This window comes from Polaribacter sp., from assembly GCF_965656025.1.
In the GTDB taxonomy this organism is placed as follows: domain Bacteria; phylum Bacteroidota; class Bacteroidia; order Flavobacteriales; family Flavobacteriaceae; genus Polaribacter.
In genome coordinates, this window is the sequence record NZ_CBFHJT010000035.1 from 1 (window position 1) to 11,580 (window position 11,580).

Below are 11,580 nucleotides of genomic sequence, written 5' to 3' on the forward strand. Positions count from 1 at the left end.
ATTAAAAGTACCTATGCAGTTTTTTATTTTATTGATTGGTGTGATGGTTTTTGTTTTTTATCAATTTAATCCTGCACCTTTAAATTTTAATCCAGATGCAAATGATGAGATTAAAAAATCTAAATACTCCAGAGAATATAGTAAGTTAGAAAGTAGGCATAGAGAAATAGAAAAAACAAAGAAAGCAATATTTGCCAACGGTTTTCAAGCGAATGAAAAACAAATGGTACAGCAATTAAATGCTGCAGATTTGCAAGTAAAAAAAGAAGCTAAAGAAATTATAGACAAAATAGATGCAGCAAATCTTTTAAAAAAAATTGAGTCTAATGATAAAGATTATGTATTTATTCATTTTATTCTAAACAATTTACCAAGAGGTTTAATTGGCCTTTTGTTGGCAGTAATTTTATCTGCAGCCATGTCTTCTACAGCATCTGAATTAAATGCTTTAGCAAGTACTACTGCTATGGATTTGTACAAGAGAAATGTAAAAGAAGATAAGACAGAAGAACACTTTGTAAAAGCCTCTAAATGGTTTACGTTAGCTTGGGGTATTATAGCTATTTCTGTAGCTTGTATTGCCAATTTATTCGATAATTTAATACAATTAGTAAATATTATTGGATCTATTTTTTATGGAAATGTTTTAGGTATTTTTCTATTGGCATTTTTTATAAAATTTGTAAGAGGAAATGCTGTTTTTATAGCAGCTTTAATAACTCAAACCATTATTGTAGCGGTCTATTTTTTAGATTGGTTGCCTTATTTATGGTTAAATTTATTAGGGTGTGCTTTGGTAATGGCAATTGCGATGATTTTGCAAACAGTTATTCCAACTAAAAATAATCTAGAAGATTTAGAAAATATTAGAAAAAATTAAATGATGAAGGAGAAAACTATTAAATGGGGTATAATTGGTCTTGGAAGCATAGCCAATAAATTTGCAACAGATTTAGCAACCATAGAAAATGCAGAATTAGTCGCTGTGGCTTCTAGAAGTCAAGAAAAGGCAGATGAATTTGCAAAAAAATATCATTCAAAAAAAGCATATGATTCTTATGAGAAATTAGCAAAAGATTCAGGCGTTGATGCTGTATATATTGCAACTCCACATAGTTTTCATAAAGCGCATTCTATACTTTGTTTGCAAAACAAAAAAGCGGTTTTATGTGAAAAACCTTTTGCAATGAATTTGCAAGAAGTACAAGAAATGATTGCAGTAGCCAAAGAAAATAATGTGTTGTTAATGGAAGCTTTATGGACCTACTTTTTACCTCACTATCAATATGTTTTAAATATTTTTAAAACAAAAAAATATGGTGATTTAAAAGAACTAAAGGCAGATTTTGGTTTCTCTAGACCTTATGATACAAAAAGTAGGTTGTTTAAAAAAGAAGTAGGAGGAGGTTCTTTATTAGATATCGGTATTTATCCCATTTTTGTAGCCTTATCAACTTTAGGTAATCCTTTAGATATAGTTGCAAATGCTACTTTTTTTGAGAATGGAGCAGACTCAGAATGTAATATGTTTTTTGATTATGGCAATGCAAAAGCCTACTTAAAAAGTACATTAATTAAAGAAACACCTACAGAAGCTATTTTTACTTTTAACGATGCTATTGTAAGAGTTAATACGATGTTTCATCAACCTTCTACAGTTACTATAATTATAGATAATAAAGAAGAAACCATAGATTTTGGCTACAAAACTATTGGTTATAATTTCGAAACAGAACACTTTAATCAATTAATTAGAGATGAAAAAAAAGAAAGTGATGTGATGACTTTTGAATTTTCTGAAAAATTGATAAAAACTTTAGATAAAGTTAGGTATTTAATAGGTTTAGAATATTAGTTATAACCTAAAGAATAGAGAAGTTTTTTAAATTTTGGAATAAATTCTTCTGCATATGTTTTAGTTGTTATGTCCATACTAAAACTATCGTACTTACCCCATTCAGCATTCATACACTTAACATTACCTTTACATTTAATAATAACTTTATAATTATTTGTTTCTTTAATTACTTTAAAACTACTAATATCTATATCTCTGGGTCTTATTGTTCTTCTTCCAAATTTACTTACCTGTATTAAAGAATCATTTTTATAGGTTAATGATTTATGCTGATGAGGATAAGCAACCTTTAAAAGTTTATCAACTTCTGTTAAAGTAGAGTTTGAATTGATATATTCTTTAGCATCACTGACTTTTTCCTCAGGACTAAGTTTATTTTCAAGTATTTTGTTGTTTTCTAGAATTTTTTTTACCTGAAGCTTTCTCTTTTTTTCAGATTCATAATAACTTTCAGCTGATTCTAAAGAAGAAATTTCAAAAAGCTTATCTCTTGCTTTTTTTCTGTTTTTCACTAGATTGTTATGAGCATTTTGAATTTTATAAAAATAATCGCTATTATTTTTCGATTTGTAATTAGCAGCAATTTTATTGCTGTAGTATTTTATTGTATTACAGTTTTCAATAGAAGCATCTATGTATTTTTTTAAATAAGAAACTTTAGAAGATACTTTATTATAATAACTTTTGCTTATTACTTTATTTTTATAAGCAACTGTTTTATCGTAAGCTTTTGTAAGCAAATATTTTGCGTTTAAAGCATTTTTAGCCATTCTTTCAGAATATATTTCCCTTCTAATAGATTTAGTTTCTGCTATTTGTGTTAAGAGTTTTTTTTGAGATTTGATGTACCCTTTTTTGTCAAGATTATCTATATTCACAAAAATATCTCCTATACTTTGAGAGTATAAGCAGAAAGAGAAAATTAAAAAAACGAAGTTTAACAAGTTTTTTTTCATATCATCGATTTTGTCAAAAGTAAAAAAAATACTAAAATTTAAACCCTAATTTAAAAAAATGAAGGGTTAGAATATTAATTTTTCAATTCTATTTTAGAATTGCTTTCTTTTAACAACTTAATATAGTCATCTGTTTTAAAAACGTTACTGCTAAATCTAGACGTTCTGTTTTTACCCTCACTTTGCCTAACTATAGATCTTGTAAAACGTCTAATTTCTTGTTTGTTAGTTAAAATAAGGCCAGGTACAGGCGTACTTATACCATTGCTATCTTTTGCAACCATGGTAAAATAAGAAGAGTTACAGTGTTTGGTTTCGCCTGTTCTTATATTTTCAGACTCTACTCTTAAACCTACTACCATAGAGGTTCTACCTGTATAATTTACAGAAGCTTTTAAAGTAACCAATTCGCCAACCTCTATAGGATTTAAAAAATCTACTTTATTTACAGAAGCCGTTACACAATAATTAGCAGAATGTTTAGAGGCACAAGCAAATGCTATTTGGTCCATTAAATTTAAAATATAACCACCATGAATTTTTCCACTAAAATTAGAATTAGAGGGCAACATTAACTCTGTAATTGTTAGCTGTGATTCTTTAATGCTTTTAAATTTTTTAGTCATCTGTATGGTTTTTGCTTCTAAAATGTGGCGAGTCTTCTTGGGTTACTTTTGTGACAAAATACTTGGTGTCTCCCAACCAAAAGAAAGTAGCATAACGTTCTTTGTAATTCAGTTTTACATATTTTCCTTGATATTTTTGCAAGTCATTTATAACCTGTTTGTTTTTGTCTTCCACAGAAAAAGTAAATATTTGAGCGCCAGAAATACCTTGGCTAATTTCACCTTCCCAAGTTTTAACCAAAACCCCTTTTCTACTTATTTTAATTAGTTCACCAGAACGCACTCCTGTGCTATAAGTGATAAAATAAATAAACAAATAGTACAATACCGTTAATATAATTGCGGTACTAACTAAAACACCAATAATTTTTTTCATTTTTCAAAAATACAAATCTTAATAATAGCTAAAGCAAATTTTTTCAGCATTTATTTTTCCCTTTTAAGCCTTTTTTTTCCCTTTGAGCTCATTTTTATTTTATAAAATAGGTATTTATTGTTTTTTTGAAAGGAGTAATATCAATTATTTGATAAAGTTAAATAACACAAAAAAAGGAAAGACAATCAATAAATATCAACATAAATTAAACTTAAAACCATGAAAAAAAACTACATTTTTAAATTCTTATTATTAGCAATTCCAGTATCAGCATTTTTATTGATGTCAAGTTCTGGAGGTAGATCAGATGGAAGATCTGGGTCGCCTGGAGACGGAGGAAACACCTGTGCATCTTGTCATAATGGAGGTGATTTTAATGCTTCAGTAGATATTTCTACAAACATACCTGTAACAGGTTATGAGCTTAATACAGATTATACAATTACAGTAAATACAACATCTAGTTCATCTACCCATGGTTTTCAGTTAGTTGCAGAAAATGCTTCTGATACTAAAATCGGTTCATTTTCATCGGGAAATGGTTCTAAAGTTAGTGGAGATAGAATTACCCATTCTTCACCATCTTCAAGTGGAGATTGGTCTTTTACATGGAAATCTCCTACAACAGATTTAGGTAGAGTAACTTTTTATACAGCTGTAAATGCGGCTAATGGAAATGGAAATGCTTTTGACGGTGCAGACCAAACAGTAACAGCATCTACAACTTTTTCATCTTTAAGTATTTCAGAAGCAAAACGCCTAGATTTTGATTTGTTTCCAAACCCAGCAACAGAAAATATAAACATTCAACTACCTTCTAGCGTAGAAAAAGCCTCTGTTGCATTATACGATTACTTGGGTAGATTAGCACTTTCTAAAAATATAAGCAATACAGATACTAAAATTGATGTAAATAATCTGAGTAAAGGTGTTTATATCTTAAAGGTCATAGCAGGTAATAAAATAGGAAGTCAGAAATTTATTAAAAATTAATAATCTTTTAATTCTTGATTTTAAAACCGATTGTATTGAAAACAATCGGTTTTTTTATGTTTTTTAAGTAAGTTTGTATCTCTTCTAAAAAGAAAAAAAAATGAATTATATTTTATTTGATAGTGATGTTAGGCAAGCTTTATTACCATTTACGTACACAAGACCAGTTGCAGATATTAGAATTGGTATTTTAACCATAAGAGAAAAGTGGGAGAAATATTTGGGATTGACTACCACAACTATTACTGAGGCTTATTTAGAAGAAAAATATCCAATGGTAGAGTTGGATAAAAACATCCTGATAAACGCTTCTTTTTGTCCAACAAAATCTTTGGTAGAAAAAGTAAAAAACTTATCTGAAAAGGAAGCTATTTTTAAAGGAGAAGATGTTATTGCATTTTACACCACAGATTCTCAAGAAGAAGTAGATTTTGATACCTATACACAAATAGAGTTTGAAGAAGAAATTATTCAAATTAAAAATACTTGGGATATTTTTACATTTAACGGAAAAGCTATCCAAGAAGATTTTAACTTACTTACAGAAGACAGAAAATCTGAACCCATACCAAAAGGAATTGCAGTTTTAAACAAAGAAAATATTTTTATAGAACCAGGAGCAGAAATTGTTTTTTCTACATTAAACGCATCAGAAGGCCCTATTTACATTGGTAAAGATGCTTTAATTATGGATGGAGCAGCCATTAGAGGTCCTTTTGCGATGTGTAATAATGCTGTAGTTAAAATGGGCGCAAAAATATACAAAGACACTACGATTGGTCCATTTTCTAAAATAGGAGGTGAGGTAAGTAATTCTGTTATTTTTGGCTATTCTAGTAAAGGTCATGACGGTTACTTGGGTAATTCCGTTCTTGGAGAATGGTGCAATTTAGGTGCGGATACGAATAACTCTAATTTAAAAAATAATTATGCTGAAGTAAAATTATGGAGTTACGAAACCAATCGTTTTGCAAAAACAGGTTTACAATTTTGTGGTTTAATGATGGGCGATCATTCTAAATGTGGTATCAATACCATGTTTAATACAGGAACAGTTGTAGGTGTAAGTGCCAATATTTTTGGTGGTGGTTTTCCAAGAAATTTTATCCCTTCTTATAGTTGGGGTGGTTCTGCTGGTTTTACCGTTTTTCAAATGAATAAAGTATACGAAGTTGCCACAGCTGTTTTAAAACGTAGAAGTTTACTTTTTAGTGATGTTGATAAAAAAATACTAGATCATGTTTTTGAAGAAACAAAACAATATAGAAATTTTTAGTCTGTTTTTCTAAAACTAAAAAAAGCTGTAAAATCATCTGATTTTACAGCTTTTTTTGTGTGGTTTAAATGAAATTAATTCCTTTCTACAATACTACCAGAACCAATAGACTTGCTGTCTACATGTTTAGGGTTTCCTTTGTAATATAGACTACCAGAACCAATTAAATTTGCTTTAATTTTATTTTTTACGGTTGCTTTCACACTACCAGAGCCAGCAATGGTTGCATTTATTTCACTTGTAGATAAATCATAAGCTCTAATGCTACCCGAACCAGCAATAGCACATTTTAAATTGTTGGTTGTTCCTTTTAAATCGATGTTTCCAGAACCACCAATATTTACATTGGTTTCGTCAGTATCTATATCTAATTCAATATTACCAGAACCACCTAAACTAACACTAAAATCGTCTGATTTAAGAGCTGTTTTACTTGTTATATTACCAGAACCACCCAAAGCAATACTTTCTATTTCTCTTACAGTTACCGTAACTACCATTCTTTTTGTAGTTCTAACATTGGTGTTTTTTTTGTAGTTTATTTTTAAAGTACCACCACTAATTTCTGTTTCTATTAAAGGGATAATGTTTTCCTCTCCTTTCAAAGTAATATTCCCTTCTTTTCCTTTTACCAAAACTACATCAAAAGAGCCGCCAACGGCAATGGCATCATAATCAGAAGTTGTTCTTTTTTCTGTAATTACGTTTCCATTTCCCTTTATTTTTTTGTTATTTCCCCACCAACCTTGTGCGTTTAAAGAGAAAGAAAAAGCAATAAATAAACTGGCTAAAAGTATTTTTTTTGTCATCATTTTTGTTTTTTTTTTGATTGTTTCTAAAATTAGTTTTCTTCAATTCTAACACTACCATATTGTGAGTTTATCCTTAGGCTTGCATTCGAATTTTCTTTTCCATATTTACCTTCGTAATACTTTTTAGTAGATTTAGAAATACTTTTGTAGAACTCTATATTGTCATTATCTCTCTTAAAACTGCTGTACTGTAAATCAATTTCAAAATTAAAGTTGATACCTCTTTCTACGCCAATTCTAACACCTGTATATTGTGCATCAATATCGATTTTATCAAAAGTGCTTTTTAAATTTTTAATGATTAAAGAGCCATATTCTGTATCTACAGTTAAACTTTCTCTAACCGTACCAAAACGCATGGTTACGTAATCTGAGTTTCCATCAATATGTGCAACATCATTTACAGAAATAGCACCATAATCTTGGTTAAAATCGATTACACCTGCTTTGTCAAATTTTACGGTAGAATAATCTGCATTTAATTTAATTCTTTCTGAATTATCTATGGTTAGTTTAGAATAATCAATATTTATAGAGCCTTCTTTTATTCTTTTTATAGAAGATGAAGAGCAGTAATCTAAATTGATGTTATTATCGTTTGATGATAGTTCGCCTACAGCAATTTTACCATAATCGCAGTTAATTGATGCATCACCATCTAAATCACCCAAATAAATACTACCATAATCGTTATTTAAATTTACATCATTAGACTTTGGCATTTTAACAATGTAATTTATTTTATAACTAATGTTTTTGTTATTGCCCCACCAAGACCAATTGCTTCGTCTTTTTTCTATAATTGTTTCAGCTTCAACTAAATTACTATTTGCGTTAAAATTAATTTGTATGGCTTCTAGTTTGTTTTCTACATCATCTAAATCATCACCTTTTACAGTTATTTGCACTTCAATTTCTACCCGATTTTTGTTCCAAGTAGTAATGTTTAAATCTCCATATCTATTATTAATAGCTACTTTTGCATCTGCGTTTACGCTAAATTCTTTTTTAATAGTTTTGGTTTTTTCGTGTTTCTTTTTATCTGTATTCCCAAAAGTAAGTAAGGGAATAAAGAAGGTAAGTATGGTAATTTTATATATAAATTTCATCTTCTAAAAATTTTGGGTTTCTAATTTGGTCTATTTGTTTTAAGGTTCTTTCTAAAATGTCTAAACGTCTTTGATAATTTTTAATCATAGCGCTAATAATTCTTCTTTGCTTGCCATTTTTAGTAAGTTCAGCAACAAAAACTTTGTAGCTTTCTTCTAACTCTTCTAGTTCGTCTAAAGCATTTTCTATAATCGTTTCTGTTTCTAAATTTCTATTTTTTTCTAAGGTTTTTAATTCTTGATGAATGGTGGACACAAAATAGTCTTGCACTTCTTCCATTTTAGGAGAAACATCTGCCAAATCTATTTGTCCCTTTTGATGATTATTGCCTAACCAAAAAACCAATACTAAAACAACAGAAGCTGCTACACTTAACCATTTCCAAGAAGTTTTTTGCTGTTTTTTAGGTGCGTTTAACTTTTGTTCAAAACGTTTTAAATGTCCTGAATGAGGTTTTTCTAAATCGAAATTATTTTCAGAAAAAAATTGATGTAATTTATCTTCCATAAATAGATGTTTGTATTGTGTTATTGGCAAGTATTACTTGCTTTAATTTCTTTTTTGCTCTAGAAACTGTTGTTCTTACATTTTCGTTAGTATAGTTTAAAATTTGTGCAATCTCTTCATAATCATAGCCTTCTATTAAATGTAAGTTTAAAACCATTCTGTAGTTTTCTTTTAAACTTTGCAGGCAATCATATACTTTACTTGCTTTTAAACCTTGGTAATCGATGGTTTCATCTACTTCATCTTCAGTCGGAATTACTTCCATTTTAACCTCAGAATACCTGTTGTTTTTCTTTAACTGCGTTAAACTTTTATTGATAACAATTCTCTTTAACCAAGCCCCAAAAGTTACTTCACCTTTGTACATATATATTTTAGTAAAAGCGGCTAAAAAAGCCTCTTGCATAATATCTTCTGCTTCAAAATTATCTTTTAAAATACGATGAGCTGCATTGTACATAGCCACGTAATAGCATTTGTACAATTCTAACTGCGCATTTTTATCTTCTTTTTTGCAGCGTTCTATAAGGTTGGTTATATGTGGTTGATTTGTTTCCAATAAAACGTTTCTATACTAGAGACAAAGTGTTTTTTTAATTGTGACACTTTTCTAAAAATAAAAGTAAACTTTTTTAGGGAAACACCTTAAGTAGCATTTTATCTGAAAATGCAATTTAATTGGTTGAATTTTCTAAAATTTTACTTTCTAAGTTTGTAAAATCGTATAAGTTATTATCTAATAAATGAGATGGGTATACGTTTTGTAAGGCATTCAACATTACAGCACTTCTATTCGGGAAATCCTGCTCCCAATTGGCAATCATTTCTTTTACCTTTTTACGTTGTAAATTTTCTTGAGAACCACATAAATTACAAGGAATTATTGGAAAACCCATTGCTGTTGCATAGGTTTCTATATCACTTTCTTTGCACAAAGCCAAAGGTCTTAAAACCACCAAATCACCTTGGTCGTTTACAAATTTTGGCGGCATAGTTTCTAGTTTGCCAGCAAAGAAAAAGTTGAGCAAAAAAGTTTCGATAATATCATTTCTATGATGACCTAAAGCTAACTTATTGCAACCTAAATTTCTAGCAGCCTCGTACAAAGTTCCTCTTCTTAATCTAGAACATAAGCTACAAGTAGTTTTACCTTCAGGCGTTTTATCCATTACTACTTTGTAGGTGTTTTTTTCTATAATTTTAAAATCAACTTCTAAATTGCTTAGATATTTTGGCAGCACATCTTCAGGAAAACCTGGTTGTTTTTGGTCTAAATTAACAGCAATAACATCAAAATAAATTGGAGCTACTTTTTTAAAATACAACATCATATCTAATAAGGTGTAGCTATCTTTTCCGCCAGAAAGACAAACCATAATTTTATCTCCATTTTCTATCATACCAAATTGATCTATAGCTTTGGCAACAGAACGTTGTAATTTTTTTGTGGTTTGCTTTTTTGTCTCCATAAGCGCAAAAATAATATTTAGGATGTTATTATAAAATCCTTTGGCATAACAATTGTTTTAATAAGGTAAGATAGTAATGGTTTTGATTTTTAATGTATTGAAAATCAATATTTTAATTTTAATGAAATTGATGTTGTTTTTTTTGAAAGAGAAAATCAATGTCAGTATGACAGATATAAAGAAGATGAGTAAACCAAAAAGAATACGTATAGACAATTTGTCGTTAAATAGTATGCTGAATGAAGATTCTGAGTTAATACCTTTAATGACCCCAGAAGATGAAGAAATTATAAACAATGAAAGTGTACCTGCAACTTTACCAATTTTACCCTTAAGAAATACAGTTTTATTTCCTGGTGTAGTAATACCAATTACAGCGGGTAGAGACAAATCTATACAGCTTATTAAAGATGCTAACAAAGGCGATAAAGTTATTGGGGTAGTAGCTCAAAAAAACGAAGAAGTAGAAGAACCTAGTTTAAATGATATTCATAAAACAGGAGTTGTCGCTCAAATACTTCGTGTTTTAAAAATGCCAGACGGTAACACAACTGTTATTATACAGGGTAAAAAACGTTTTGAAATTGATACTGTAGTTCAAGAAAAACCGTATCTAAAAGCTACTGTAAAAGAGTCTTTTGAAGATAGACTTATAGAGGACGAAAAAGAGTTTGAAGCAATTATAGAATCGATAAAAGAGCAAGCTTTAGAGGTAATTAAAGAAAACCCAATGCTGCCTACAGAGGCCTCTTTCGCAATTAAAAACATTAAATCGAATTCTTTTTTAGTGAACTTTATATCCTCTAATATGGATTTAAGTGTAACACAAAAACAAGTTATTTTAGAAAAAGATAATTTAAAAGAACGTGCATTATTAGCTTTAAAGAATTTAAATAAAGAGCTTCAAAAATTAAAATTACGTAACGATATACAATCTAAAACTAGAGAAGATTTAGACCAACAACAACGTGAGTATTACTTAAATCAACAATTAAAAACCATACAAGAAGAGTTAGGTGGTGTTTCTAATGACCAAGAGTTAGAGGAAATGCGTAAAAAAGCCAAAACTAAAAAGTGGACAAAAGAAGTAAACGAAACTTTTACAAAAGAGTTAAATCGTTTAAAACGCATGAATCCGCAAATGGCAGAATATGGCGTACAAAGAAGTTATTTAGAATTGTTACTAGAATTGCCTTGGGGAGAATATACTGAGGATATTTTTGATTTAAAAAGAGCCACTAAAATTTTAGATAGAGATCATTTTGGTTTAGAAAAAGTAAAGGAACGTATTATAGAGCATTTAGCAGTTTTAAAACTGAGAAATGATATGAAATCTCCAATCATCTGTTTATATGGACCTCCGGGAGTTGGTAAAACATCTTTAGGTAAATCTGTTGCAGAAGCTTTAGGTCGTAAATATGTGCGCATGTCTTTAGGTGGTTTAAGAGATGAAGCAGAAATAAGAGGACATAGAAAAACGTATATTGGTGCAATGCCTGGGCGTTTAATTCAGAATTTAAAAAAGGCAGAAAGTTCGAATCCTGTTTTTGTGTTGGATGAAATCGATAAATTGGGTCAAAGTCATCAAGGAGATCCT

At 29.5% G+C, this 11,580-nt stretch carries 13 protein-coding genes; 5 read left to right on the forward strand and 8 right to left on the reverse strand.

Annotated features, from left to right (window positions below; translation table 11 throughout):
• Together ACTG3S_RS08205 and ACTG3S_RS08210 are read left to right on the forward strand one after the other, a co-directional pair.
• A partial coding sequence (locus ACTG3S_RS08205; RefSeq protein WP_439128870.1) for a sodium:solute symporter family transporter occupies nucleotides 1-880 on the forward strand: 880 nt, incomplete at its 5' end.
• Nucleotides 881-883: 3 nt separating this feature from the next.
• Complete coding sequence (locus tag ACTG3S_RS08210) at nucleotides 884-1,855, forward strand: Gfo/Idh/MocA family protein (RefSeq protein ID WP_439128871.1); 972 nt, start codon at nucleotides 884-886, stop codon at nucleotides 1,853-1,855.
• Here the strand turns inward: ACTG3S_RS08210 and ACTG3S_RS08215 are convergent.
• The 3 genes from ACTG3S_RS08215 to ACTG3S_RS08225 form a co-directional block, all read right to left on the reverse strand.
• Entirely contained in the window at nucleotides 1,852-2,628 is a 777-nt protein-coding gene (locus ACTG3S_RS08215; protein WP_439128872.1) for a hypothetical protein, read from the reverse strand. The two genes, ACTG3S_RS08210 and ACTG3S_RS08215, sit on opposite strands and share 4 nt — an antisense overlap.
• Before the next feature lie 260 nt (nucleotides 2,629-2,888).
• On the reverse strand, nucleotides 2,889-3,440 hold the full coding sequence (locus ACTG3S_RS08220) for an acyl-CoA thioesterase (protein ID WP_439128873.1): 552 nt from the start codon (nucleotides 3,438-3,440) through the stop codon (nucleotides 2,889-2,891).
• Entirely contained in the window at nucleotides 3,433-3,816 is a 384-nt protein-coding gene (locus ACTG3S_RS08225; RefSeq protein WP_439128874.1) for a 6-phosphogluconate dehydrogenase, read from the reverse strand. Before ACTG3S_RS08225 ends, ACTG3S_RS08220 begins: the two co-directional genes overlap by 8 nt.
• A gap of 219 nt (nucleotides 3,817-4,035) precedes the next feature.
• Here ACTG3S_RS08225 and ACTG3S_RS08230 point away from each other — a divergent pair, with 219 nt between their 5' ends.
• Together ACTG3S_RS08230 and ACTG3S_RS08235 are read left to right on the forward strand one after the other, a co-directional pair.
• Nucleotides 4,036-4,809 carry a choice-of-anchor V domain-containing protein gene (locus ACTG3S_RS08230; RefSeq protein ID WP_439128875.1) on the forward strand — a complete coding sequence of 258 codons (774 nt, stop codon included), beginning with the start codon at nucleotides 4,036-4,038 and terminating at the stop codon, nucleotides 4,807-4,809.
• Between the two features lie 100 nt (nucleotides 4,810-4,909).
• A complete protein-coding gene (locus tag ACTG3S_RS08235; RefSeq protein ID WP_439128876.1) occupies nucleotides 4,910-6,085 on the forward strand; it encodes a GlmU family protein in 1,176 nt (391 codons plus the stop codon).
• A gap of 74 nt (nucleotides 6,086-6,159) precedes the next feature.
• On the opposite strand, the gene ACTG3S_RS08240 is transcribed toward ACTG3S_RS08235, so the two are convergent.
• The 5 genes from ACTG3S_RS08240 to ttcA all read right to left on the reverse strand — a co-directional run bounded on the left by ACTG3S_RS08240 (nucleotide 6,160) and on the right by ttcA (nucleotide 9,983).
• The gene (locus ACTG3S_RS08240) at nucleotides 6,160-6,897 is read right to left on the reverse strand and encodes a head GIN domain-containing protein (RefSeq protein WP_439128877.1); all 738 of its coding nucleotides are present in this window, start codon (nucleotides 6,895-6,897) and stop codon (nucleotides 6,160-6,162) included.
• A gap of 29 nt (nucleotides 6,898-6,926) precedes the next feature.
• Entirely contained in the window at nucleotides 6,927-8,006 is a 1,080-nt protein-coding gene (locus ACTG3S_RS08245) for a hypothetical protein (RefSeq protein WP_439128878.1), read from the reverse strand.
• The gene (locus ACTG3S_RS08250; RefSeq protein WP_439128879.1) at nucleotides 7,990-8,514 is read right to left on the reverse strand and encodes a hypothetical protein; all 525 of its coding nucleotides are present in this window, start codon (nucleotides 8,512-8,514) and stop codon (nucleotides 7,990-7,992) included. The genes ACTG3S_RS08245 and ACTG3S_RS08250 overlap by 17 nt, the downstream gene beginning before the upstream one ends.
• Nucleotides 8,504-9,073, reverse strand: a complete 570-nt coding sequence (locus ACTG3S_RS08255; protein ID WP_439128880.1) for an RNA polymerase sigma factor — start codon at nucleotides 9,071-9,073, stop codon at nucleotides 8,504-8,506. Before ACTG3S_RS08255 ends, ACTG3S_RS08250 begins: the two co-directional genes overlap by 11 nt.
• Nucleotides 9,074-9,188: 115 nt before the next feature.
• Nucleotides 9,189-9,983, reverse strand: a complete 795-nt coding sequence (gene ttcA, locus ACTG3S_RS08260) for a tRNA 2-thiocytidine(32) synthetase TtcA (protein WP_439128881.1) — start codon at nucleotides 9,981-9,983, stop codon at nucleotides 9,189-9,191.
• 166 nt (nucleotides 9,984-10,149) lie between these two features.
• Here ttcA and ACTG3S_RS08265 point away from each other — a divergent pair.
• Nucleotides 10,150-11,580 (forward strand): LON peptidase substrate-binding domain-containing protein (locus ACTG3S_RS08265; RefSeq protein WP_439128882.1); only part of this gene is annotated, 1,431 nt, incomplete at its 3' end.

Coding starts and splice junctions, on each gene's coding strand:
- ACTG3S_RS08210 (WP_439128871.1), top strand. CDS start 884: ATGAAGGAGAAAACTATTAAATGGGGTATAATTGGTCTTGGAAGCATA.
- ACTG3S_RS08215 (WP_439128872.1), bottom strand. CDS start 2,628: ATGGCTAAAAATGCTTTAAACGCAAAATATTTGCTTACAAAAGCTTAC.
- ACTG3S_RS08220 (WP_439128873.1), bottom strand. CDS start 3,440: ATGACTAAAAAATTTAAAAGCATTAAAGAATCACAGCTAACAATTACA.
- ACTG3S_RS08225 (WP_439128874.1), bottom strand. CDS start 3,816: ATGAAAAAAATTATTGGTGTTTTAGTTAGTACCGCAATTATATTAACG.
- ACTG3S_RS08230 (WP_439128875.1), top strand. CDS start 4,036: ATGAAAAAAAACTACATTTTTAAATTCTTATTATTAGCAATTCCAGTA.
- ACTG3S_RS08235 (WP_439128876.1), top strand. CDS start 4,910: ATGAATTATATTTTATTTGATAGTGATGTTAGGCAAGCTTTATTACCA.
- ACTG3S_RS08240 (WP_439128877.1), bottom strand. CDS start 6,897: ATGATGACAAAAAAAATACTTTTAGCCAGTTTATTTATTGCTTTTTCT.
- ACTG3S_RS08245 (WP_439128878.1), bottom strand. CDS start 8,006: ATGAAATTTATATATAAAATTACCATACTTACCTTCTTTATTCCCTTA.
- ACTG3S_RS08250 (WP_439128879.1), bottom strand. CDS start 8,514: ATGGAAGATAAATTACATCAATTTTTTTCTGAAAATAATTTCGATTTA.
- ttcA (WP_439128881.1), bottom strand. CDS start 9,983: ATGGAGACAAAAAAGCAAACCACAAAAAAATTACAACGTTCTGTTGCC.